General features: G+C 41.3%; 21 protein-coding genes. 6 read left to right on the top strand and 15 right to left on the bottom strand.

Annotated elements, in window-relative coordinates; translation table 11 throughout:
* Positions 1-152 precede the first annotated feature (152 nt).
* Complete coding sequence (locus LCL89_RS07705; RefSeq protein WP_224809348.1) at positions 153-1,562, bottom strand: SpoVR family protein; 1,410 nt, start codon at positions 1,560-1,562, stop codon at positions 153-155.
* 76 nt (positions 1,563-1,638) lie between these two features.
* Positions 1,639-2,136, bottom strand: a complete 498-nt coding sequence (locus LCL89_RS07710) for a GNAT family N-acetyltransferase (RefSeq protein ID WP_224809350.1) — start codon at positions 2,134-2,136, stop codon at positions 1,639-1,641.
* Between the two features lie 94 nt (positions 2,137-2,230).
* On the opposite strand from LCL89_RS07710, the gene LCL89_RS07715 reads away from it, so the two are divergent.
* The gene (locus tag LCL89_RS07715) at positions 2,231-2,944 is read left to right on the top strand and encodes a class I SAM-dependent methyltransferase (RefSeq protein ID WP_224809352.1); all 714 of its coding nucleotides are present in this window, start codon (positions 2,231-2,233) and stop codon (positions 2,942-2,944) included.
* Positions 2,945-2,960: 16 nt separating this feature from the next.
* Here LCL89_RS07715 and LCL89_RS07720 read toward each other — a convergent pair whose 3' ends face one another.
* Complete coding sequence (locus LCL89_RS07720) at positions 2,961-3,500, bottom strand: YhcN/YlaJ family sporulation lipoprotein (RefSeq protein ID WP_224809360.1); 540 nt, start codon at positions 3,498-3,500, stop codon at positions 2,961-2,963.
* 125 nt (positions 3,501-3,625) lie between these two features.
* Positions 3,626-4,096 (bottom strand): hypothetical protein, encoded by a 471-nt coding sequence (locus LCL89_RS07725; protein WP_224809362.1) that lies wholly within the window; start codon positions 4,094-4,096, stop codon positions 3,626-3,628.
* 187 nt (positions 4,097-4,283) lie between these two features.
* On the opposite strand from LCL89_RS07725, the gene LCL89_RS07730 reads away from it, so the two are divergent.
* Entirely contained in the window at positions 4,284-4,526 is a 243-nt protein-coding gene (locus tag LCL89_RS07730; protein WP_197315301.1) for a YhdB family protein, read from the top strand.
* 62 nt (positions 4,527-4,588) lie between these two features.
* On the opposite strand, the gene LCL89_RS07735 is transcribed toward LCL89_RS07730, so the two are convergent.
* The 6 genes from LCL89_RS07735 to sigI all read right to left on the bottom strand — a co-directional run bounded on the left by LCL89_RS07735 (position 4,589) and on the right by sigI (position 10,973).
* Positions 4,589-5,314, bottom strand: a complete 726-nt coding sequence (locus LCL89_RS07735) for an SDR family oxidoreductase (RefSeq protein WP_224809364.1) — start codon at positions 5,312-5,314, stop codon at positions 4,589-4,591.
* A gap of 14 nt (positions 5,315-5,328) precedes the next feature.
* Positions 5,329-6,891 carry a GNAT family N-acetyltransferase gene (locus LCL89_RS07740; RefSeq protein ID WP_224809366.1) on the bottom strand — a complete coding sequence of 521 codons (1,563 nt, stop codon included), beginning with the start codon at positions 6,889-6,891 and terminating at the stop codon, positions 5,329-5,331.
* Positions 6,892-7,277: 386 nt separating this feature from the next.
* Positions 7,278-8,699, bottom strand: a complete 1,422-nt coding sequence (locus LCL89_RS07745) for a dihydrolipoyl dehydrogenase family protein (protein ID WP_224809368.1) — start codon at positions 8,697-8,699, stop codon at positions 7,278-7,280.
* On the bottom strand, positions 8,696-9,097 hold the full coding sequence (locus LCL89_RS07750) for a DUF1499 domain-containing protein (protein WP_224809370.1): 402 nt from the start codon (positions 9,095-9,097) through the stop codon (positions 8,696-8,698). The genes LCL89_RS07745 and LCL89_RS07750 overlap by 4 nt, the downstream gene beginning before the upstream one ends.
* 89 nt (positions 9,098-9,186) lie before the next feature.
* Entirely contained in the window at positions 9,187-10,236 is a 1,050-nt protein-coding gene (locus LCL89_RS07755) for an anti-sigma factor domain-containing protein (protein ID WP_449768875.1), read from the bottom strand.
* Entirely contained in the window at positions 10,233-10,973 is a 741-nt protein-coding gene (gene sigI / locus LCL89_RS07760; protein WP_224809384.1) for an RNA polymerase sigma-I factor, read from the bottom strand. The genes LCL89_RS07755 and sigI overlap by 4 nt, the downstream gene beginning before the upstream one ends.
* Positions 10,974-11,380: 407 nt before the next feature.
* Between sigI and LCL89_RS07765 the strand changes: the two genes are divergently transcribed.
* Positions 11,381-11,998, top strand: a complete 618-nt coding sequence (locus tag LCL89_RS07765; protein ID WP_197315294.1) for a flavodoxin family protein — start codon at positions 11,381-11,383, stop codon at positions 11,996-11,998.
* Between the two features lie 16 nt (positions 11,999-12,014).
* Here LCL89_RS07765 and LCL89_RS07770 read toward each other — a convergent pair whose 3' ends face one another.
* The 4 genes from LCL89_RS07770 to LCL89_RS07785 all read right to left on the bottom strand — a co-directional run bounded on the left by LCL89_RS07770 (position 12,015) and on the right by LCL89_RS07785 (position 17,958).
* On the bottom strand, positions 12,015-12,836 hold the full coding sequence (locus LCL89_RS07770) for a S1C family serine protease (RefSeq protein ID WP_224809387.1): 822 nt from the start codon (positions 12,834-12,836) through the stop codon (positions 12,015-12,017).
* Positions 12,837-12,868: 32 nt separating this feature from the next.
* Positions 12,869-14,899, bottom strand: a complete 2,031-nt coding sequence (locus LCL89_RS07775; RefSeq protein WP_224809389.1) for an ABC transporter ATP-binding protein — start codon at positions 14,897-14,899, stop codon at positions 12,869-12,871.
* Complete coding sequence (locus LCL89_RS07780; RefSeq protein WP_224809391.1) at positions 14,896-16,644, bottom strand: ABC transporter ATP-binding protein; 1,749 nt, start codon at positions 16,642-16,644, stop codon at positions 14,896-14,898. The genes LCL89_RS07775 and LCL89_RS07780 overlap by 4 nt, the downstream gene beginning before the upstream one ends.
* A 291-nt stretch (positions 16,645-16,935) precedes the next feature.
* A complete protein-coding gene (locus LCL89_RS07785; protein WP_224809393.1) occupies positions 16,936-17,958 on the bottom strand; it encodes a TIGR00341 family protein in 1,023 nt (340 codons plus the stop codon).
* A 92-nt stretch (positions 17,959-18,050) separates the two neighbouring features.
* Here LCL89_RS07785 and LCL89_RS07790 point away from each other — a divergent pair, with 92 nt between their 5' ends.
* Genes LCL89_RS07790 through LCL89_RS07800 form a run of 3 tightly spaced genes read left to right on the top strand, consistent with a single transcriptional unit; the run spans position 18,051 to position 21,765 of the window.
* Entirely contained in the window at positions 18,051-19,532 is a 1,482-nt protein-coding gene (locus LCL89_RS07790; RefSeq protein WP_224809395.1) for a spore germination protein, read from the top strand.
* Positions 19,529-20,635, top strand: coding sequence for a GerAB/ArcD/ProY family transporter (locus LCL89_RS07795; RefSeq protein WP_224809397.1), 1,107 nt, complete (start codon positions 19,529-19,531; stop codon positions 20,633-20,635). Before LCL89_RS07790 ends, LCL89_RS07795 begins: the two co-directional genes overlap by 4 nt.
* Entirely contained in the window at positions 20,632-21,765 is a 1,134-nt protein-coding gene (locus LCL89_RS07800) for a Ger(x)C family spore germination protein (RefSeq protein ID WP_224809399.1), read from the top strand. Before LCL89_RS07795 ends, LCL89_RS07800 begins: the two co-directional genes overlap by 4 nt.
* A 23-nt stretch (positions 21,766-21,788) precedes the next feature.
* On the opposite strand, the gene helD is transcribed toward LCL89_RS07800, so the two are convergent.
* On the bottom strand, positions 21,789-24,050 hold the full coding sequence (helD, locus tag LCL89_RS07805) for an RNA polymerase recycling motor HelD (protein WP_224809401.1): 2,262 nt from the start codon (positions 24,048-24,050) through the stop codon (positions 21,789-21,791).
* Positions 24,051-24,215 lie beyond the last annotated feature (165 nt).

The following is a 24,215-nucleotide window of genomic DNA, read 5'->3' on the forward strand; positions in this document are numbered from 1 at the left end:
AAGGGGGACGAATGAAACCACACTTATTCAATGGTCTATGAAACAATACGGAACATGATCAAAGTCAAACGGTTTAAGTCTCCGTACCGACCTAAGAAAAAAACTGATTCGATCGTCTTAATGTGACGGATCAAATCAGTTTTAATGGGCAGCTATAAGTATTTCTTCTGGACTTTTTTCCCTCCGAAGCTGAATACGACACCGCGGTTTTCCACTTGAGTTTCCATATGGACAGGTCGGCCCCACAATTGATAGACATACGGGAGGACCTTTTCCAAGTAACCGATATCCAGTTCAACATCTTCAAAATGATGCTTCAAATAAAGCTCCCCGCTTTTCACATAATCCCCATCCTGGACTGTGATGTAGGGGAATCCACCATTGACTCTCATCGTGACCAGCTGATCACGGACAGCCTCGTGATCTTTGTCGGTGATTTTATATTTTTGTCCCTGTTTTTGAAATAAATATAAATCCTCACGTCGGACGAGTTCTTTCGTTAAATAGTTGCGTATAAAGCTTTGATCCGACTCGATTTCCCGAACCTCAAAGATTTTCTCACGGCCGGAACCCGGCTCAATTCCATGGGACTTCATTTCATCTGTCGGGTGATCATAACGCTCTTCAATATCTTCAAAAATTTTCAACCCTAAGTAATAAGGATTCAATTGTGTTTTCGAAGGCTGAACGACGCTCGCATTCAATTTTGCGAATTCGATGGCTTCATCACTGGTAAGTTCCATCTCTCTTAAAATTCTGGCATGCCAATAGGAAGCCCATCCTTCGTTCATGATTTTCGTTTCAAGCTGCGGCCAGAAGTAGAGCATTTCCTCTCTCATCATCGTCAATATATCCCTCTGCCAGTCATCCAATTCACGACTATATTGTTCAATGAACAAGAGCAAGTCCTTCTCAGGTCGAGGCGGAAATTTCTTTTTCTTTTTGAAAGGCTGTTGTTCTACCGAAGATTCGTCAATATTCCACAAATCGTCGTAAGGGGTGTGCCGGAGAGGTTCTACACTTTCTTCATCATCCCCGATTGCCCAGGCAAGCTTAGGTCTTACTAAAGAAGGATCGATGTGTTCCTGAATGGCTAAAACAGCATCAAGAAACGACTCCACTTCTTCTTTTCCATGTATTTTTTCATAGGCAGCAATGCGCTCTGCTGTGGCCGCCATACTCTCTACCATATCTCTCTTTGTATTTTGAAAACGGGCATTATTTTTGAAAAAATCACAGTGAGCCAGAACATGAGCGACAATCAATTTATTTTGGATCAAGCTGTTGGAATTCAATAAGAATGCATAACATGGATTTGAATTGATGACTAATTCATAAATTTTGCTCAATCCTAAATCGTATTGAAGCTTCATTTTGTAATATTGTTTTCCAAAACTCCAGTGGGAAAAGCGCGTCGGCATTCCATAGGCACCAAATGTATAAATGATATCGTCTGGACAGACTTCGTAACGCATCGGATAAAAATCCAGCCCGAACCCCTTCGCAATTTCTGTAATTTCCCGGATTGCGTATTCGAGCTTTTTGTGGTCCTGTGGTTTCAAAAGGTCCCCCTCCTTGATAGTCGCTTACATTACTATATGAGGAAGGAAGAAGGTTCATGAAAATAGATATAGAACCTTAATAGAGAAGTTTGGCCATTATGTATTCATCAACCCACTGGCCATCGACCTTGAGAACCTCTTTTTTCTTACCTTCTATTTGAAAGCCCACTTTTTCATATAAACGAAGAGCAACGAAATTATGGACCATGACCGTCAGTTCCAACCGGTGTATCTCATGCTCCCTTGCCCAATTTTCTAAATGTGTAAAAAGCTCAGTAGCTATACCACGCCCGTGATATTCCTTGAGAACTCCTGTAACCACATGAGCGACATGCTTATTCCGTTTAGCACTTCCCCCCATACCCATTACATGGCCTACAAGTTCCCCATTGTGTATGGCGACCAAAATCGTCGAATTGGGCTGGTGGTGAAAGGCTCTTATCATGGATTTCATTTTCTCACCATCGACAGGCCGCTCTCCTTCCTCATATAATAAAAAATCTGATTCCGATTCCAGTTTTTTTGTTAATGCAACATAACCTTCAGCATTTTCCACTTCTATTGGAACAATCATTACAAAGCACCCCTGATAAGTTTCTTTTTATTGTAACGCAAATCCCTCCATAATCCTCCCTTTTTCTGTATACTGAACCTCAGGTGGTGATTTTTTGAATCAAAATGTGAAGAAATCTTATCAAAAGTTGACTTCCCACTATGTCAGGGATGTAGACACTAAACCATACAACGCTTACTTAGAACGACCGGCAATGGTGGAAGCTATGCCTCCACTAAAAGATAAACAGGTGCTGGATGCCGGATGCGCCGCTGGATGGTATGCACAATACATGGCTGAAGAAGGCGCAGTAGTAACAGCTGTCGATTTCAGTCATTCAATGGTGGAAGCTACCCGCAGGAGAACGGAAACTTTGAACGTCACAACATTCGTTCATGACATTTCTACACAATTTCCATTAGCTTCTGAAAGTTTAGATGTAATCGTCAGTTCCCTCACCCTTCACTACATCAAAGATTGGGAAGCTGTTTTTAAAGAATTTGCCCGTCTCTTAAAACCGGGAGGAACTTTGTTATTTTCCACTCACCATCCATTCATGGATTATGATCGTTTTGACGTAGAAAATTACTATGACGTTCAATTGCTCAAAGACCAGTGGACGGTAAACGGTGAGAGAGTGCCGATGGAGTTTTACCGCCGTCCTTTGAACCAGATCATCAATTTGACTATGGATCAATTCAATCTCTCCCGCATCATAGAACCGCTCCCAACGGAGGAATTCAAACACCTTTCACCTCAAAGTTATGAAAAAGTCCGGACCACCCCGAATTTCATCATTCTGAAAGCAGAAAAACCAGAGGCCCGCTAAGGCTTCTGGTTTATGGTTATCTTGCTTCTGGGAACATCCGATCAACCATTTGACCGAAGTCTTGGAAAAATCCCTGCATCGGTTCTCCGCTTCGTTCATCGTTGATATACGTATTCGTCAAATCGATAAAATCCGGATTTGATGACACATACACATTATTGATGTCCTGATCTGTATCTTTCACTGCTTTGGTAATATCTCTTTCGATCTTATCCGTAAGGTCTGCAGCCCCTCGGTTCCTGTCCAACACAGCTGCTACATATGCGTTATCCCTTGTTTTCAAGACATACGCTTTATCAACACCAGGGACGTTTTTTGTAATGTTCTGCGCAGCAGTTCTTGCCACTTGGTAATTCGTATTGTGAACCATCCCACGGTCATTATCATATTTGTTGGCACGATCGGTACCTTCGTACATCCGATCCGCCATGCGCTGAAAGCGGGTATTTTGAACACCTTCATAATTGCCTTCACCGGTTCCTATTTCCTGCTCTGCCTGACACGCAACCAAAGAAGAAGCAGCTAAAAGACCGATGGCGAACGCTTTCCATTTCATTGTTCATTCCTCCTTAGCAGCTTATTACTAGTATGCTTCTAAGGAATTCAAATATTCTGTGGAGATGGGGTAGTAATATTCGTCAAAATAGGCAAAATAAAAAGGCCTTCCCTGTGGAAAGACCTTTAATTCCCTGCAAACGGCAGGGACCACCATAAGTGGATGAAGAGAATGAATGCCAAAAATGTTCCATTGATGAACATCAAAAAAACAGGAAGCACTTTGAAAGCACCTGTGATTTTCGTATAGCTTTTTCTCATGAAAATAAACCCGGTAATAAAAATTATGTATAAGGACAAAAACCATATCCATTTGTAAGGAGTTGAAGATCGAATTCCGAGCTCAAACCCTAAGGCAAACACTAACCAGGCAGATAAAAATGAGATAATGGAAACAGGAACATATTTTTGATCAGTCTCGATATACATGATGGAAACGATCGATGCGACTAATACAAGGCCGCCGATGATTTCAGTGATTAAAATCAAGATATCATGAGATGAACCTGACTCGAGAGTGACGAAACTCAAAGTCAAGAACAAGCCAAAAGTGATCACGGCACCTAAATTGGTATACACCCAATGCTTTTCACTCATGGCTATCCCCCTTTCTTTTTCTTCTCTATATCAAAACATTTCCATACCATCATAACAAATTTTTCAAATTGTGCGGAAAAAAACAACAAAACGAGTCGTAATTTCCCTAACTGTGACGAACTTCCTGATTGTTGATTACCCTCTTCGGTGATACTAAAAACACTCCTTTCAAAAGGAAGTGTAACTGATGAACAATCAGGATTATGAAAAAGCATTGCATTTCATGATCTGGGGGCAGTGGGACGACTTACTTGTATTGATGGTAAGGACAAGAGATCATTTTTTATCAAAAAAAATTGAAACGTTTCTCCATTCCTGCTATTACCCCAGCAATGAAATTGAAATGCTTGAATCCCATGAAAATTTACTGAATTACCTGGACCATGCACAATCAACCACGCCACATTCAAACCTGTATATATTCAGATAAAATACCATCACGATCATGATAAGCAAATAAAAAAGCGAACCAAAACGGTTCGCTTTTTTTAATTACATTCTTGGATACTGCTGGATTAATGGGTGAAGCTGTAACTCATCGATGACCATATGCTTTGGAGCCTGTACCATATAGACAATCGCTTCTGCTACATCTTGAACCTTCAGCCATTCCGCTTTTTCCGGATCTCCCTGGGTGCCATTAGCGAAGTATGTGTCCACCATACCTGGATTCACTGTCCCTACACGGATTCCGTTTCCACGCACTTCCTGGGCGAGAGACCCCATAAAGCCTTGAACGGCATATTTCGTTGCTGTATATAAGGATCCACCTTCAGGGATGGTATAGCGGGATACGTCTGAAGCTACCGTCACAATCGTACCGAAATTCTGCTTCTTCATTAATGGAAGGACTGCTTTACTTGCGAGGAACACGCCTTGAACGTTTACTTCAAACGTTTTTTTCCATTCTTCAACCGTGACCTCTTCGACAGCCTTGAATCCTCCGATACCGGCATTATTTATGAGGATATCCACTTTTCCATACGCATTTTTGGTTGCTTCCACCACATGATTCACATCATCTTCTTTGCAGACATCCGCTGTGAAGGATAAAACGTTGGAATATCCTTTTTCCTCTAATTCTTGTTTCGTTTTATGGACTTCATCCGAACTTCCTAACAAAGAAAGTTTCACATCATTTTCTGCCAATTGAAAAGCCACTTCTTTTCCAATTCCTCTTGAAGCACCTGTAATGATAGCTACCTGTTCCTTAAGCATGTTTCTTCCTCCTCTTACGTTCGTTCAGGTTTGATTTCTGTTCCAAGTTTATATTTCAATTCAAATAAATCCCTGCGCCGATCTCTGAGCTGACGGACCGTACCCGACTTTCTTTGACGGCGCAGTATTTCCAAATCCACATCACCGACAACAACGGTCTCGACATTCGGGTTACATTCACCGATTATACCATCTCTGGCAAACTCAAAATCAGAAGGAGTGAAAATACCGGATTGAGCATATTGGATGTCCATGTTTTCCACCTGGGTGAGGTTACCGACTGTTCCGGATATTACTGTATACACTTGGTTCTCAACCGCTCGTGCCTGTGCACAATACCGTACCCGCAAGTACCCTTGTCGATCATCTGTACAGAATGGAACGAAGATGATATTCGCCCCTTGATCCACAGCAAACCTCGCAAGCTCCGGGAATTGAATGTCATAACATATTTGGATAGCGATCTTACCGCAATCGGTATCAAATACTCTCACGGCGTCCCCTGGCTGAATCCCCCACCATGTCCGCTCGTTGGGTGTGACGTGAATTTTATACTGCTTCTCAATGGTCCCATCTCTCCGGAACAAGTATGAAATGTTGTATATTTTCTCATCTTCTTCTACAAAATGCGATCCGCCGATGATGTTCACATTGTACCTGACAGCCAGATGGGTGAACATTTCAATGTAATCCTCGGTAAACTCAGAAAGACGCCGTACAGCTTTTGAAGGCACTTTTTCATCTAAGAAAGACATCAACTGTGTAGTGAATATTTCAGGGAATACGGCAAAATCACTACCATAATCAGAAGCGACATCGACGTAATACTCACATTGTTTCGCAAATTCTTCGAATGAGTCGATATTTTTCATCATGTACTGGATGACCATGATCCGGACTGGGTTACTCGTTTTGAAATGACGTTTAGTTCGTGCTCGATAATCAATGTTGTTCCATTCCATTAGTGTGGCATATTTTGATGATTTCTCATCATCCGGCAAGTAATTCGGGTTGATTCTCATGACTGTGAACCCATTCATGATTTGGAAGGTCAATACAGGATCGTATATGTTTTGATTCCTTACTTCCTCCACATATTGTCGGGGAGTCATTTCATTCTCGTATTGATGATAATTAGGGATCCGCCCGCCGATGATGATACTTTTCAAATTCAAGGCAGCCGCCAATTCTTTACGTGCTTCATAAAGGCGGCGGCCGATTTTCATTCTTCTGAATTCAGGATGCACCATAATTTCAATCCCATAGAGGTTATATCCATCAGGGTCATGGTTTGTGATATAGCCTTCATCTGTAATATCGTCCCATGTATGTTTATCATCATATTCGTCAAAATTCACAATCAAGCTTGAGCAGCTTCCGATAATTTCACCATCATACTCAACAACGAACTGCCCTTCCGGGAACAGTTTCAAATGGCTTTCTAAATGTTCTCTTTTCCAAGGGTCCATGCCTGGAAAACATAATTTTTGGAGCTCGAATATCTGTTCAATATCTTGATCCTGCATATTTCGAACGATCATTTTCTTTTCAAATTGCGTCAAATCAATCTTAGACATATCCCATTCCCACTCCTTCACAAGTTGTCATATCCTGGTTCTATCGTACTCAACGAATCATACTTCTGTCTAGTTATTCCCTATCTTCTCAACAACCCTCTGCCTTATGATTGATACTTGTTCCCTTATGTAAAAGGCTCTGTTAAAGTCTGTTGTTGATATTTTAAACAATTACTAAATAGTCCTCGTCTGGAATTAGGGGGCCGGTCTGTTATTCACTCAGAGCATGGGATGGCAGGGAAAACAGTCCGCTTTCCGCGGGGGACGCTTTAGCCTCCTCACCTAGTTCCTTTTTCCTGCAGGAGTCTACCTGTCAGAGCCATGTAAAAAAGCAGATAGAAAATAAAAAAGATCGAGCTGTGAGATTCCTCCCACCGCTCGACCCTTCACCTGAATTTACTCACATACCAACGAATGGCTTTATTAAGGGAACTATCAAACAATTTCTCACGCCAGTATAAATCTGAGGTTTGAGAAACGATATTGTTTCTTGCAGGGTAAGGGTGCACGATGTTGGAGAGGCTTTGAAACTTTTTATTCAAGGCCTGTATTGTGCCTACTTCCTGCATCCATTCTCCTGCACCTTCCCCAATTGCATGAGCACCAACGATCCTTCCCCGATTGGTTGTCATGATTTTCACAATTCCCTCGGTATTACGTTCAGCCATGAAGCGGTCATTATCAGCTAATTTTGTTTTGAAAGTAAGCAGTTGGTCCCCATATCTTTGTTTCGCTTCTTTTTCCGTCAACCCTAAATGGTAGATCTCAGGCGCTGTATAGACCACCCAGGGGACTTTCTCATATGAGACTTTTCTGGAAAGACCGAACACTGCATTCGAAATGGTCACTTTTCCTTCCATTCCTGCAACATGGGTAAAAGGCATCGACCCGTTACAGTCACCGACAGCATAAATATGGCGGAGGTTTGTCCTCAGAGACGCGTCAACATCAATCTTCCCGTTACTTGTTTTCACACCGATTCGATCCAATCCTAATGAACCTATGTTGGATTTTCGGCCCGTTGCAATCAAAATCTTTTCAGCCTCGATCGTATTGACTTCACCATCTTTGGAATAGGTCACAGCTACCCCTCGACCAGATGCTTCCACCTGCTCTACTCTCGAACCTGTTAAAAGATTCAATTCATTTGAAACGATTTTTTCAAGCATTTGAGAGACTTCCTCATCTTCCTTGGATAATACATGGTCACTTCCCTCGACTACTGTGACTTCGACACCGAGACGCGCCATCGCTTGAGACAACTCGAGTCCGATGATGCCTCCTCCAATGACGACCATTGATTCCGGCCGTTTTCTCATATCGAATATCGTTTCATTAGTTAAATAGTCGACTTGATCGACGCCATTGATTGGAGGAATCATAGGGGAAGAGCCAGTTGCTATGACGAACCGTTTTGCTGTGATCGTCTCCTGACCAACTTGAAGAGTATGAGCATCAACGAAGCTTGCTTCAGCCTCATAAATGTCGATTCCCAACTCTATGAAACGCTCTTTTGAATCATGGTTTTGTACATCCTGGACAGCTTCTGACACCCTGTTCATGGCGTTCTCAAATAAACGGTCCCTTTCATTTTCCGGAAGCTGGGATACTTGGTCAGCCTGGTGGACTTCCTTTGCAGCCTGAATCAACGCTTTTGAAGGCATGCAACCGTAATGGAGGCAGTCACCGCCGAGTTCGGGCTTTCTTTCGATCAAGGCCACGTCAGCTCCAAAACTGGCAGCTCCAGCGGCTACCGTCAAACCACCAGACCCTCCACCGATGACCGCCAACTGATACTCAAAATTCATGAAGACATTTCCCCTTTTTTATGTGATAGATATAATTCGGAAAATGTCTCCATTCTTTTACGATTGGCTCCAAGATCTGAATAACCGACCCTGGAAGCAGATCGAAAATGAACAAGTTGAGCATCTTGATCGAAATAAAATTCGACATCATCCTTGAATCCGATCAACTTAGTTTTGGAAATCACGTGAAAGTAATTTCCATCTTCCACCTCTATCGTTGTTCGATCCATTTGATTAAGTATTTGTCTTACATATGTTTTGGTCTCTTCTAAATCTCCGTTGAATGGGAGTGGCTCCAGGCGCTTTTCCTCATCCGTCTCTTGTGTCGAGACACAATTCGGTGATTTCGGGCATGCAGCCAGTTCACCGTTTTTCACCCCATGGAAGGACTTTGTCATAAGTGAAAATACCTCCTTTTTCTATACCCTACCTTTATATTCACCGATTTGACAACAAAAAAACACTCCTATGTGTAAGGAGTGTAATCTTAATTACTATTCTCTATGTTTTTATGATCGGTGATTCCTTTTTTTATCTGCTTATCAAGTTTCTGCTGTGTTGCTGGTTTATTTTCAGCAGGCGTCGGCACCTCTTCCACAATAACCGAACTATTTTTTTCATTTGAGTGAATTTCTTGTTTGGACGGCTTATGTTCTTGAGTGTGATTACTCTTTTTCTTGCTGCTATGCTTCTGCTCTGCTGATTTTTGGATTTTATCTTTGTATGTCATAACCCGTTGTTTTTCAAGTAAAGACCGGTTGATTTGAATTCCTTTCACCTGAGTGGAAGGATCTTCTTCTTTATAAAACGATTGAATGATTTCTTTGTCTTTCTCTTTAATCGTTACAGGAACCGGTTCACTTTCCGCTTCTGTTTCATTTTTTTCTTTTATACGGTCTGCCATGAACTGATTGACGGATTGGTTCTTTTCATTCGCTTTTTGACGAATCTGATCAGGGACAAGGAATGTAGTGACTGACCAGTCAGCGGATTGGTCGACTAAGTAAGCCTCCATTTGCTGGGAAACTTGATCGGATTGTATGGTATCTTTGTAGCTGATTCCTATCAATACTTGTTTTTCGGAATTCACATATCCTTGTTCCTGACTTAAACGTATCAATTCAAAAGCAACCTCAGAGGCATCTTTTTTCTTCCATTTTGTCATCATGGAGACTATTTCACTGGCTTCATCATTTTTAGGATCGATACCTAATACTTGCATCTTTTCATTGATTTCAAGTTCAACACTGGGGTTGATATCTATATTTACATAAGCATAGGTTTGATTATTTCCATACCATGACCAGATTGGAAGGATTGCTAAAAGGAAGGCTAGTGCGACAGCCGCTATTTTATAAGGACTGTTGTGGACCATTTTTGTCCATACCACCCTCATCTTTGGCTCGGAAATGGATTCGAATTGAACCTCCATTCCCATTTCAGCTCCTTCTATTCGTTTTGCTCGATGGAACTGACCATCATTGGTCATGATAATCATGTAACGTTTTTTCTGCTCCATAACAATACCTTTTCTCACACACCCACCCCTTTCAGGTAATCGTTTAAGTAAACATAATCGCCATTAAAGATGAGCACTAGTGCGATGATGAATTTGCGATTTCTTTCAAGCGTCTTCTTACTGACCTCAACCTTGTCAACCAGGTCCTTGATCGGTAAGCGTCCTTTCTCTAAGACCTTTTCACGCAGATGTGGATCTTGAAAGACTAGACGAGCGACTTCTACAGCTGACTCCCTTGCATCTCTATGCTTCGGGGACGCTTCAATCAAATCATCAAAGGTAAGCTTGTACTTTTTCAATTCAGCATGAAATTCAGCTATTTCTTGTTTCCGGTACCAGGATTCTGTATCCAACTGGTATCGGTCTTTAGCCGCTGCCACTTCAGAAGGGTTTTCCATTTGTTCTTCTTCATATACTTCTTCATCAAGCGAAGTGACAACAGGATGCTTCTGTTCATTCCTTATATGGTCAATGACTTTGCGCTTGATCACCAGGCGCGCAAACGAAAGAAATGAACTTCCTTTTTCACAGGAATAGGCTTGGATGGCTTCGTTAAAAGCTAAGAGCCCTATACTGAATTCATCATCTTTTAATGGATCGATATACCGTTTACAAACTTCAGAAACACTTTTGGCGATAAAAGGTTGATACTGTTTGAGTATTGCGTTTCGAGTTTCGTCATCCCCGTCTTTGGCTGATGCCACTTGATCATCCAGGGAGGTGTCCTGCTTGTTGTTTACTAAGCGTCTGATCAACCTTATCACCTCCAGCCTTTACATGATTTCGCAATCAAAAAGCGATTTTTGGGCGTATTTTTATTTTTTGTTTCATTTGTATTACAAATCTGTATCAACCAAAGTCTCTAAAGTCGAATTTTCACTTTCATGAGTGAAAGGTGTCAGGTATTGTATCGAGCATGACCATTTTACTGAATTGAACAAAATAGGTCTACCACACTAGGTTTACATTTTGTTAAATATAGATTTCAAAAAATAAGGCTTATTACTCATTAAACACCAGTAGTGTAAGGTCATCTAATTCTGAAAACGTTACAATAGGTCTTAGGTCTTGATTCTAAAACCCAACTCAAGTATAGGTTTATCCATCAGTAGAATAGGTTAAATTTCTTGTGTAGATGCCTGAACAAAACGGAGGTTCAAAAATGAAGGCTGTCCTTTTGAATTGCAGTTTAGAAAAAGGAACAAAAATTACAGATACAGAAAAACTTTTGGATCAATCTGCGAAGATTTTTCAAAAAGAAAAGATAGATGTGGAGAGAATTCACTTAAGAGATTTCGATATAAAATTCGGAATTACATCCCGCTTGGATAGTGATGACGACTGGCCTTTCATCTTTGAAAAGATTGTCGGAGCGGATGTCATCATTTTAGCCACCCCGATAGCCATGGGAGATAAAAGCAGTCTCGCTTCTTTGATTCTGGAAAGGCTTCAAGGCTATCATCAAATGAAAAACCGAAAAGGTCAGGGGATCTTTTACAATAAAGTAGGCGGAATCATTGTAGCTGATGGTGAAGATGAAGGTTCACGTGCAGCAGCTCAGTCCATGCATTACCGCCTGTCCATGCTTGGATTCACCCTCCCCCCACATGCAAGCGCTGTTTGCAGCGTATCAGGTGATAAGAATTGGGAGCACGTTGTAAGCGATGTGACCCGAATGACCTACAATTCCCTCTATTTCGCGGAATTGCTTGAATTCCACCCTATCCCAGTGGTAGGAAACCGCATAGAAGAAACGAAAAGAGTGCCTCGGGAGAGTTGATCTTCGAGGCACTCTTTCAGTTTCTGACCTTTTCATAATAGTAATCAATAGGAACAGCTAATCCAACCTTACCTTCGACCTCGTCTCTCAAGGTCGCAAACACTACTCCTATGACTCTTCCTTCCTCATTAATCACAGGACTTCCAGAGTTTCCTCTGTATATGGGCGCCTTTAACATAAGAACCGGTTGATTCCAACTATTGAGTTGTTTGTAACCGATGATTTCTCCCTGATTGGCAATACCGGTAAATCGCAACGGGTTACCAATGAAAGATATGTGTTCATTCTCTTCAAAATGAGTCTTATTTGCCAGCTTTAAATATGGGAAAGAATCACCACTCGCTTTAAGGACAGCTAAGTCCACCTCAGGAAACTGGTGAACAACCTCAGCCTCAAATAGGCCTTGATCCGGAAATGCGACTGCAATCCTTTTCTTTCCTTCTATGACATGGTGGTTGGTCAAGATTGTTCCATCCTCAGAAATAGAAAAACCGGTCCCCCTGCTCTGTCCTGCTTCCACTACGACGACGGCATCCTTATACCTCTTAATTTCGTCATCTGTAGAAAGTTCAGCAGAGGTCTTCAAAAAATCAACCACAGGGATGGAAAAGGTGTTAGGAAGAACTGCAATGACATTGGTGACCATCATGATGGCAATCAACCAAAAAATCCATTTCGGAAATGGACGTTTGGTTGAACGTTTTTCTTTGTCCATCCTGTCTTTTTCCCAAGCTTTTCTTTTCTCATCTTCTATGATTTCAAGAAGCTCCTCGTCATCAATTTCTTCATAAAGGTCCTCATCGATAATATCTTTTTTGTCATTTTCATGATCGAACATGGGCGGATCCTCCATAAAACGATAGTGAGAAGCTACATGGCGTTGGCTTTCGCTCCCCTTTGCTGCATCTGGTACATTTTATAATAATGTCCCTGCAATGCTATCAAGCGCTGATGTGTTCCTCGTTCCACTATTGTACCATGATTAAGGACGAAAATTTGGTCTGCCTGCTGTATTGTGGAGAGTCTATGGGCAATGACAAGGGTCGTTCTGCCTTGTTTTAGCACCTCCAACGCATTTTGAATCATCTGTTCTGTTTCCGTATCGATATTAGCGGTAGCCTCATCCAATATCAAGATCGCTGGATCAAAAGCCAGGGCACGGGCAAATGAAATCAATTGTCTTTCACCCATCGAAAGGGATTCTCCTCTTTCATTCAGCGGGGTATCATATCCATGCCCGAGCTTTTCTATAAATCGATCAGCACCGACAGCTTTCAACGCGTTTATTGCCATTTCCCGGGAAATACGAGCATCATTCATCGTTACATTCGACAGGATCGTTCCTTTGTACAAAAAGGGATCTTGAAGAACAATTCCCATATGACTTCTCACTTGCTGCCGTGACCACTTCCGTGTATCACCCCCATCAATATAAACACTGCCTCTTTGTGGGTCATAAAACCGGAACAACAAATTCATAATGGAACTTTTCCCTGATCCTGTGTGCCCTACAAAAGCGGCTGTCTCTCCCTTATTCACTTGAAAAGAAATATCCTTTAAAACATCATTCTTTCCGTCGTAAGCAAAGCGGACCTCTTCAAATTTAATATTTCCTTCAAATCTTGGAATGGAATCCAAGTCCAATTCTTCCTCTTCCTCATCTAAGAGATCAAAGACTCTCGTTGCTGCGACTCTAGCAACTTCCAGTTGTGGCAGTTGATTGACGAGGTCTGTCACAGGCTGGAACAATCGATTCAAGTAGTCGACAAATGCATAAAGAACACCGACCGTCACGATTCCTTCCGCTCCTAATGATGACGACCCAAAATACCAAATCAACCCGACTAACGTCAGGTTCCTCAGTGTATTTACGAGGTTATAAGAGGTCAATGCGCTTAAGCGAACCAACTTTCTTTGGTAGGTGAAATGCCTTTTATTCAATTCTTCGAATTCATCAGATGTCTGCTTTTCCTGCCCGAAAGCCTGGATGATGGACATCCCTTGTATAGCTTCATTGATATTTCCATTCATATCACTCACAGTTGAGCGGACCACTTTGTTATATTTTCCACCGAAGTGTTTATATAATTTCGTCCACCCATACAAAATAGGCAGGAGCACCAGGCACATCAAGGCCAGTTTAGCATCCAGCAAAAAGAGTGCTGCGAAAATTCCAGCCATGTAAAAGACACTGGTTACAAAAGTGGCCAGCACACGCTCATACAATTCCTTAATCGATTCAGTGTCATTGGTTACTCGTGCAACGATCTTCCCTGCTGGCTGATTCACGAAGAAACGATCAGGCAGACGCTGTATGTGGTTGAATAAATCGTCCCTCATCTTTTTGATGATTCGGTTGGAAGACTTTTGAAGAATGTACGTATGAGTAAATTGAAAAACAGACGCGATCAGCAATAATCCTATATAAACAGCGAGCAGGGCATATATAGAAGGAATCTCTGGTTTGAAAAACCCGTAAAGTTGTTGGAGGGAAAGCTTTTCTGCAAATCGTTCATAAGTCCGGTCAGGAGCTTCTATGATGATCTGATTCCCTTCCACCGTCCTACTGCCTTTTAATGGAACATTTCCTTCTACAAAATAATAAGACCGGTCTACTTGGATAATCGTCATTACATCATTGAGTTCTTCAAGATCCGGCAGCCGATCTTCCCTCATATACACCTCCCCGTTAAATGTTACGGACCCTTCCCTGTCCTCCGATACTTGATACCATTGGTCTTCGATCCCGACGATGTGTTCATCAATGACTCGCTTGGCAATAAAAGGACCCGTCAACTCAAGGGAGACAGCTAATATCAGGCACAATACCCCGATGGATATGTTTTTTCGGTAATTCCATGCATAATCGAATAATCGTCGCTCTGTTGTTTTTACAGTCATGAATGATCACCCCCACTCTCCAACTGCTGTCGTTCGTACTGCTCACAATACCACCCTTTATGTCCAATCAATTGATCATGTGTACCTTCTTCTACGATTCTTCCCTCATCCAAAACGAGGATGTAATCTGCATGTGTGACAGCTGAAAGACGATGAGCGGCGATCAGTGTCGTCTTCCCCTTTCTTTCTTTTCTCAAATGATCGATGATGTTTGATTCTGTCCTGCCATCGACAGCAGACATTGCATCATCAAGAATCAATATTTCTGGATCTTTGATAAAGGCTCTCGCTATAGAAACACGCTGCTTCTGACCGCCTGATAATGTCACACCACTCTCTCCGACTTTAGTATCCAGACCATTTGGAAGAGCTTTGATATCTTCTAAAAAATGCGCAAACTCTAACACTTTATAGATTTCTTCATCCGTAGCAGCTTCCTTACCGAATTGAATATTTTCACGAATCGTTTTAGAAAATAACACTTGATTTTGAGGGACGTACCCGATCCAATTCCGTGTTGTTTCAAGGTCCATATCTTCCAAAGGAGTATCATCGATAACCAAGGACCCTTTCAATCCTGGATACTCCCGTAAAAGCTGTTTAAAGAATGTCGTCTTTCCAGCTCCTGTTTTCCCTACGATTCCTATAGTTTCACCAGGTTTAATTGTGACATCGATTTCTTTCAACCCTTCCGTTTCGGCATCCGGATAACGGAAAGATACATTTCTGAAGTCAATCTTCCCTGGTCGCTCCAATTTTTTAGGGATCGAAGGTGTAAATACATCAGGCTGATAACTCAAGGTGTCATTTACGCGATCAAGTGATGCATTCCCCCGTTGCAAGACATTGATCAGTTCACCGACCGCAAACATCGGCCAGATCAACATACCTAAGTAAACATTGAAAGATACCATTTCACCTAATGAAATCACATTTTGAAACACCAAAGCGGCTCCGTACCCTAATCCGATCGTATAGGATAATCCCACTAACACTTTGATGGTAGGTTCAAATAGAGCATCGACTTTTGCGACCTTGACATTTTTTCCATACACGCGATCTGTCATCTCCTGAAAACGGCGGAAATCATTGTTTTCTTGAACAAATGCCCGCGAAACACGAATTCCTTTTACCGACTCCAGGACGTCATTGTTCATTTCTCCGAAAGCTGTTTGAGCAGCGGTAAACCTCTCATGAATGACTTTTCCATATTTATTCATCGCAAAAGCCATGATCGGCAGTGGGAGAAGCGCTGCAAACGTAAGTTTCCAGCTGATTGTAAAACCCATTACAGCAATGATCAGGAACATGAACATCGTCGAATCCACTAACGTAAGTATTCCGAATCCTGCTGTCATTGTTAAAGCTTTCAAATCGTTTGTCGCCCTTGCCATCAGATCCCCGGTTCTGTTCTTCCCGAAAAAGGTAGGAGTCATCTTCAAGAAATGGTTCATTAACTTCGACCTCATCGTTCGTTCCATAATTAACGCACCACTGAACAAAGTATAATCCCACAAATAAGAAATAGAGTAACTGGCTGCGATTAACCCTCCGTAAAGGAGTATGATTTCCATTAACCTCTCTGAAGTCAATGTATTGAACTGGATGGCATCGATGGCTGCACCTAATAGTTTGGGTGGAATCAATTCAATTGCGCTCCCAATAATCAAAGCTATAATTGCAAACGTATACCGTTTCCAATAAATCTTGAAGAACCATCGTAATTTGTATAACACACTAAACATGCAAACTCCCCTTTCCGCCTACATCACTCCATTTTCTTCTAATTAAAATTCAACAAAAAAACATACGTCCAAGACGTATGTTTTACACACAAAAAAGGACACGCGCTCATGACGTGACCAAACGAACGTTTTGAAATTATATGACACTTAACCTTTCATTACGCCAGTCACGAACCATATGAAATTAGCGTGTCATTCTGTAGGTGCTTTTTCATGGCCGCGACCTCCTTCTCAATGATTATTAATTATATAATTTTCCGAAAATTTTATCAATAGTTTTACTAAAAATTTCTAAAAATCACGTCCAGCAATGATAACCAACGCAAGAACGACTATGATGGCAACGATGAATACGATCGATAAAGGCCGTGATACATTTGCTCGTTTCACCTCTTCCCATCTCACAGGACGGATCCCGCTGATGGAAAAAATAGTGACTGCCGCAAGCAGAATCGACATGACGTTGACGGTAACTAACAGAAATGCACCGAAAGCCATGCTGTAGGAGGCATTTCCAAGCGACATCCCCAAAGCTACAGATGGGGGAAGCAACGCAACAGCAACCATGACCCCTACGAGGTTTCCGGATAACCGGTTTAAGAACGCCAGAGCACCGGCTGCACCTGAAGCTACCCCTAAAAAAATGTCGATAATCGTAACCTTTGTCCTATCGATATATTGATCCGTTTCCATACCCATATCAGAAAAAAAACCGAATAAGATAGAAATTATCAAAACGATAGCAAATCCATAAAAAGAGGTTAAAGCCGACTTTCCCAATAATTTATAGTCACCGAGCACGGAGGAGAATGCAATCGCAATTACAGGACCGATCATAGGAGCAATAACCATGGCTCCTATGACAACAGCTTCACTGTCTTTCAAGAACCCGACGGTTGCAACCACCGCTGATAAAATAATCAATAATGAATAATTCAAAGTAATATGGCTGTTTTTTTCCACTGAACTCAACAGTTCATGCCGACTGGCTCTTAGAAGTCGTGCTTTTTCATTTTCATCTTCCTTTTCTTCTTTTTCCTTAGCTTCTTTTGTCTTTTGATTGATGGTTTCTTTAGAAAGGTAAGTTTGAACTGGGATAAGCATCGTTTCAAATCCTTCGACTACATTAGAAACCTCTTCCAAGTAATTCAGAATCTCTTCCACGCTCGATGTTTCTACAAGAATCCTTACAAGTTTCCGGTCTTCGGACTCACTTGAAACCCAATAGGATTGATGATCATATTCCTTTAATTTTTCATCTATTGACTCAAAATGATGCTCAGGAATATAGACTTCAATCAACTGTAAGTTCATTTCTTCACCTCCATCTATCAGACATCAATTTTTCATATTGTCTCCTTTTTTTCACATACTAATTCCAAACAAGATGGTGAGGAGGAAAAGCTGTGGAGTTCAAGTTACCGATGACAACGAAAGTCTATATCGATGCTCTTAATCAAAAATTCAATCAAAGTCCTGATTTGATCCATAAAGTCTTTGATATCAAAGGACAGTCGATTGTCATTCATTTCATTTCCTATCAGATAAAAAAAGAACGGCTGGACCGCGAAATTTTAGAACCGTTGACATCTTCCCGCAAACCTTGGAGTGTAAATGATTTACAAAATAGAATTCCTCTTGCCTCCTCAAAAGCTGAAACGAACCTGGAAGAAATCGCAGGGCAGATCATCCATGGATCAGTGGCTGTTTATATTGAAGGCGAAAAAGAAGTCATAACGTATCTACTTGCAGACCAGGAACAGCGCAGTTTAGAAAGAGCTGAAACAGAATCCTTGGTATTCGGACCACAAGTTTCATTTACTGAATCATTGATTACGAATTTGAATGTCGTGCGCTGGCGTCTGGATACCGATGATCTTGTAATGAAGAAATTGATCGTAGGAGAAAGGATTCCTACGGAAGTCAGAATCGTGTACTTGAAGTCTTTGACGAATGAGGAAAATGTCGAAACCATCACTCAACGAATCGAGGATCTAGTCGTTGATGAAATTGAGGATACTTCTGTTCTTAGTCAATTGATTGAAGACTCATCTAGTACTGTATTCCCTCAATTGATTGCAACGGAACTTCCTGACCGCTTTTGTCACTCTTTAATGAAAGGCCGCGTCGGTGTGATGGTTGATAAAAGTCCGACGGTGTTGATCGGTCCTGTTTCGTTATTCAGTTTTTTCGAATCGACAGAAGACCTTTATATGCGTTGGAACATGGGAACTTTCATGCGTTTATTGAGAATTTTAGCGATGATGCTGTCGATCATTCTCACTCCGATGTATGTTGCTGCTCTGACTTACCACTATGAAGTGATCCCGGGGTCTTTGCTCGTATCCTTAGGACAGTCAAGAGCAACCGTTCCCTTTCCTCCTGTGTTAGAGGCATTGCTGCTCGAGACTCTCATTGAGCTTTTAAGAGAAGCTGGGGCCAGGTTACCTACTAAGGTCGGTCAGACGATGGGTATTGTAGGAGGAATCGTACTTGGTCAGGCCGCTGTAAAAGCAGGGTTCACGAGTAATATTTTAATTATCATCATCGCATTAAGTGCACTCGCGTCCTTCACAGCACCAAGTTATTTGATGGGGACAGCGATAAGAGTCATTCGTTTCCCTATGATCATTTTAGCAGGTGCATGGGGGTTGATTGGAATTGCATTCGCTCTCTGCTTTTTGGTTCTTCATTTGTTGAAGCTGTCATCTCTCGGGCGTCCGTATTTAGCCCCGGTCTATCCTTTGTCAATAAAAGATTTCAGCGACTCCATTATAAGGCTTCCTTTTAATAAGAACCCGAAGCGACCAACAAGTACAATGCCAAAAGACCCTGACCGCTTCGATGAGAATAAAGCTAAACAGAAAAAAGATGTGAACCCATCATGAAAATTAATTATTACGTAAAACAAGATGTAGCCGTCCATGCGTTTTATTTATTCTTTTTGGTCCATACTGTTCAAATCGGTGCAGGATTAATGGGCGTTCCACGCATTATTTTCTCTGAATCAGGGACTGATGCGTGGATGTCTCTTATTTTAGCAGGAATTTATATTCACTTTACTGCTTGGATTATGGTTTTAGTTTTAAGAGAATATGAAAGTGCAGATGTGCTGGGGATCCAATGTGATTTATTCGGGATGTTCATAGGGAAAGTGATTGGCTGCCTGTACGTCGTCTATTTGTTTTTCCTTCTTTTATCCGTCATAAAAAATTATGTAGAAGTTGTCCAAGTATTTATCTTCCCTGAGATACCGATATGGTTGATGAGTTTTTTCCTTCTTTTTTTAATGATTTACTGCTTATTAGGAGGAATAAGAACGGTGGTTGGAGCCTGTTTCATTTTCTTCCTTCTAACGATTTGGCTTGTCTTCACGCTATATAAACCGATAAGCCTCATGAATTGGGACCACTTCTTACCAATAGGGCAGTCCACCCCATTTGAGGTATTGAAAGGAGCTTACAAAACCACCTATTCCCTACTTGGATTTGAGGTCATTCTTTTCGTCTACCCTTATATAAAAAACAAGAAGGCTGTTCACCTGCCCATTCAAAGTGCCATTTTCCTGACTATTTTCTTAACGATGCTGGTCATGGTCGTTTCAATTGGATATTTCAGTCCTGACCAATTGAAGGAAACGGTGTGGGCGACCTTAGCGTTATTTAAGATTGTCAGCTTCTCCATTATTGAGCGATTTGATTTCATCGCTGTGGCCTTATGGATGATGGTCATCATTCCTAACCTGGTCATTATCGGATGGATGATTCTCCATTCTTTAAATAGAATGTTTTATGTCTCAAAGAAGAAAAGTTTATTCATGATCAGCGGGCTGCTGTTCCTTGCTTCGCTAATCATCGAATACCGGTCATACATAAATCTATTGACTGATTGGACAGCAAAAATAGGTTTCTGGCTGGTGTTTGTGTATCCTCTATTCATTTATTTCATTCTTCAAATCAAAAAACTTTGGAGGAAGGGGAAAAGGGCATGAAATGGATTTCTATGACAATCATTCTGCTTCTCCTTTGTGCAGGATGCATTCCTAAATCCCCCATAGAAAAATTAGGGATCATTACTGCTATGGGGTTTGATGAACTTGAAGGTGACAAAATGAAGGGGACTCTTGTCATGTTTCAATTTGATCCTACTACTTCCCAAACCTCCCAAACCGTCACAAGTGAGGCTCATACATCAAAAGGAATACGTAATGAAGCAAACCAAAAGACAAGCCACAAGCTAGTTTCAGGACAAATCAGATTGAAAGTGTATCAAGATCAATTAGCTTCAAAAGGATTACTGAGGTATTTAGACACGGTCACCCGTGATGCAAAAATGTTACCTTTAGCGTATCTTTCTGTAAGCGATGTCCCCACAAGCCAATTACTGCGGGCGGAAATTTCAGAAGATGCTCCAAATATCGGAAAATACATCGAACGACTGATTGAAAAAAGTATAACGAATGAAATGTCTCCGGATGCCACAGTCGTTACCTTTTTAAGAGACTATCATGATATAGGAGTCGACCCCACTCTTCCCTTATTATCATTAGAGGAACAAAGAGTTTTCATAAAAGGGCTGGGTTTATTTCAAGATGATCGATACGTAGGGACGTTGACCGATGAAGACATTTTTTATTTACTCCTATTACAAAAAAACTTGAAGATCGGCCAATTACAAATAGAACTACCAGAAAGTTCTATGGAAAAGTATTATAAAAAAGAAGCCGCGGACAATGAAACAGAAGGTTCCCTCCATGTTTCTATCCATAAAGTGGATAGCAAAGTGAAAATTAAACCGAAAAAGAATGACCCCAGTTCTTTTAAGGTCAATTTAACGATGAGAACTCGATTGTTGGAAGTATCGAAGAGCGTTGACTTAAGTGAAAAGAAAACGATTGATGCGTTGGAAAAACAAATTGAAAAACAAATCGAAAAAAGAGTGTCAGCCTTGATTCAAGAATTCAAAGAGAAGCAAGTCGACCCCGTTGGTTTTGGTTTGAAATACAACACGATAACGAGAAAGGATCGACTCACCAACGAAAGCTGGCGGGACCAGATTCCTAATATGAAAGTTGATATTAATGTAGACGTGAAACTCCTGCGTCATGGGATTACTGAATAAAAATATCATGCCATAAACTATATTTACGATTCGAGTGTTGTATAGAGATCAGAATTTATTCGATCAAGCAGAAAATCCTCTGCCTGATTCCCCACCATAAACAACTGATGCAGAGGGCGAGTCATGGCTACGTAAAGCAGCTTGATGTCAATCTCCTGCTGAACGTAAGGATAGGAATGGCAGAATAAATAAACGACATCGAACTCAAGCCCCTTGGCAAGATAGGCCGGCAGAATTAAATAGTCATTCATTTCTTCTTGTTCATCCAACTGAACGAATTCTGTAGGTATTCCCTGGAGCTCCTCTTCTACAAGAGCAGCTTCTTTTTTCGTCTTCGTCACAATGGCAAAGCTCTTCATCCCATCTGCCTTCAGCTCTTCCAACTGCTTCAGGAATGTCTTCTTCCATCTATCTTTAGGAATGAAAGTGGGAAGATTTCCGTGACGCACTACTGGTTCTGCTTTAGGCAGATCCTCAGACATGGATGACAGTAATTCGTTGGCAAGACTCATGATCTCCACCGTCGTCCGGTATGTCTTTTGCAATGTATGATAATTTACTTTTCGGAAGACCCCATCAGATAAGACCTGCCAGTTTTGAAGACCTCGATATCGATAAATTCCCTGCGCAAGATCACCTACGATCGTAAACAAATCTGTTTGAAAAGCTCTCCTTAAACTGTAAATCTCAAGGAAGGTATAGTCCTGTGCTTCATCGATGACGATTTTTTTCGCTTGATATTCTTTCTCAATGCCGGTAAGAAATGTTTGGATATAGAGAAGCGCTGCCAGATCTTCAGAAAATAACTTTTTGTTTTTCAAATGTTGTTCTGTTTTCTGTCTTAATTGTTCTAACTCTTCACACTTTCCATCAATCAAGGAATTGAAGACATCTTCCGTGTAAAGCTGCTTGTATATTTCCATAAGCTTTACTTTAGGAAATTGCTTCATATATCGGGAGACGGCTGAGCGTGATTCCTTTTTGATTTCCTTCAACTTTTCCTCTTTCTTTGTAATCAAAAAGCTGACACGGATCTTACGCTTTGCAGGATCTTTCAATCCGTACAACGCTTTATCCAACTCTTGATCATACTTTTCTGCAACTTTGGCCAGAATCTGCTTCTTCTTTCTGAGCAGCTCACTTTGAAGAACTGCTTTAATCTTCTGCACTCGCACTTCATAAGGAAAGTAATCATACTCCTTATGAAACAGTCGGTTGACCGCTTTGGCACTTTTAATCTTAAAACCAGCCAGGCGGAAATCTTCATGGATTCTGTAAGACTTTTTCACCTCTTGAATATATCGATTCAACAAATCTTTGAACTCCCTCGAGCCTTTATAACCTGCTGTCCATAATTCAATTGGTGCATCTGAGTTCTCACCCTCCATGACTTTCATCAATACGTCATGTTGACTTACCACCGGCCAATCAATGCCAGTCACTTCTTTTACAAAACCAGCAAAAGTGGTCTGCTTCGATCTTTGAACCCCAAGTTCCGGCAAAACCTCTGAAATGTATTGAATGAATAATCGGTTTGGTGCCAGGATCAGCAACTCTTCCGGCTTGAAAATTTCACGCAAGGTATATAGAAAATATGAAATACGGTGAAGGGCAATCGTCGTTTTTCCACTGCCTGCCGCTCCTTGTACAATGATGGGTTTTCTTAAATCAGCTCGAATCACTTGATTTTGTTCTTCTTGAATGGTTGCTACGATTTCTGTAAGTCGATTCTCAGCATTTTGAGATAGTGACTCCTGCAAAAGATCATCTTTGGTCGTAATATCAATATCTCTAAAATCAATTAACTCTCCTTCTTCAATTTGATATTGGCGTTTCAGAGAAACGTCTCCTTCATAGGTTTCTCCATGAGCTTCGTAACTGACTTCTCCCAATCGTCCTTCATAATAAACGTTCGCGAGCGGTGAACGCCAATCCAGGATAATTGGGTATTGAGTTTCCCGGTCGAACAAAGACGTCTTTCCGATATAAAACATTTCACGTTCCGGTTTCTCTCTGCGATGAAAATCAATGCGGGCAAAATACGGCTTATTACGTAGTTTAATGAGGGTTTCTAATTGGTCCTTGGACATTTTCATGAAGTTAGCATGGGAGAGCATCTCTTGATAGCGCAGGCTGCTGTCTTTAAAATCGAGTTTGGCAAGCGCATCTTCCTGTCTTTTTTTCAATGCCTCCTGCCCGGATTGCTGGGATGCGATTAATTGATCCATATATGCTTTGGTAAAGGATAAACGGTCCTTTTCATACTTTTCGTCTGGATGTGGCATACGTGTATCCTCCTTTCTGCCAGAACTTAAATCAAAACAACAGGGGCGTTAAGCGAAAAATAAACATACCATACGCCCCTATAGAAAAGCAACAAAAAATGTCAGCGCTTTCTAACATCAAACTTCACAAAAAAAAAATTGCTGCAGGCAATTATTACCTGCAGC

The organism is Halobacillus yeomjeoni, assembly GCF_020171525.1.
Taxonomy (GTDB): domain Bacteria; phylum Bacillota; class Bacilli; order Bacillales; family Halobacillaceae; genus Halobacillus; species Halobacillus yeomjeoni.

What these genes read in the sequence shown, in the direction of transcription:
- LCL89_RS07800 (WP_224809399.1), top strand. Translation starts at nt 20,632, where the DNA reads ATGAAATGGATTTCTATGACAATCATTCTGCTTCTCCTTTGTGCAGGA.
- LCL89_RS07780 (WP_224809391.1), bottom strand. Translation starts at nt 16,644, where the DNA reads ATGTTTAGTGTGTTATACAAATTACGATGGTTCTTCAAGATTTATTGG.
- LCL89_RS07710 (WP_224809350.1), bottom strand. Translation starts at nt 2,136, where the DNA reads ATGATTGTTCCAATAGAAGTGGAAAATGCTGAAGGTTATGTTGCATTA.
- helD (WP_224809401.1), bottom strand. Translation starts at nt 24,050, where the DNA reads ATGCCACATCCAGACGAAAAGTATGAAAAGGACCGTTTATCCTTTACC.
- LCL89_RS07740 (WP_224809366.1), bottom strand. Translation starts at nt 6,891, where the DNA reads ATGTCTAAGATTGATTTGACGCAATTTGAAAAGAAAATGATCGTTCGA.
- LCL89_RS07735 (WP_224809364.1), bottom strand. Translation starts at nt 5,314, where the DNA reads ATGCTTAAGGAACAGGTAGCTATCATTACAGGTGCTTCAAGAGGAATT.
- LCL89_RS07770 (WP_224809387.1), bottom strand. Translation starts at nt 12,836, where the DNA reads ATGTTCGATCATGAAAATGACAAAAAAGATATTATCGATGAGGACCTT.
- LCL89_RS07720 (WP_224809360.1), bottom strand. Translation starts at nt 3,500, where the DNA reads ATGAAATGGAAAGCGTTCGCCATCGGTCTTTTAGCTGCTTCTTCTTTG.
- LCL89_RS07795 (WP_224809397.1), top strand. Translation starts at nt 19,529, where the DNA reads ATGAAAATTAATTATTACGTAAAACAAGATGTAGCCGTCCATGCGTTT.
- LCL89_RS07765 (WP_197315294.1), top strand. Translation starts at nt 11,381, where the DNA reads ATGAAGGCTGTCCTTTTGAATTGCAGTTTAGAAAAAGGAACAAAAATT.
- LCL89_RS07745 (WP_224809368.1), bottom strand. Translation starts at nt 8,699, where the DNA reads ATGAATTTTGAGTATCAGTTGGCGGTCATCGGTGGAGGGTCTGGTGGT.
- LCL89_RS07775 (WP_224809389.1), bottom strand. Translation starts at nt 14,899, where the DNA reads ATGACTGTAAAAACAACAGAGCGACGATTATTCGATTATGCATGGAAT.
- LCL89_RS07750 (WP_224809370.1), bottom strand. Translation starts at nt 9,097, where the DNA reads ATGACAAAGTCCTTCCATGGGGTGAAAAACGGTGAACTGGCTGCATGC.
- LCL89_RS07730 (WP_197315301.1), top strand. Translation starts at nt 4,284, where the DNA reads ATGAACAATCAGGATTATGAAAAAGCATTGCATTTCATGATCTGGGGG.
- LCL89_RS07785 (WP_224809393.1), bottom strand. Translation starts at nt 17,958, where the DNA reads ATGAACTTACAGTTGATTGAAGTCTATATTCCTGAGCATCATTTTGAG.
- LCL89_RS07725 (WP_224809362.1), bottom strand. Translation starts at nt 4,096, where the DNA reads ATGAGTGAAAAGCATTGGGTGTATACCAATTTAGGTGCCGTGATCACT.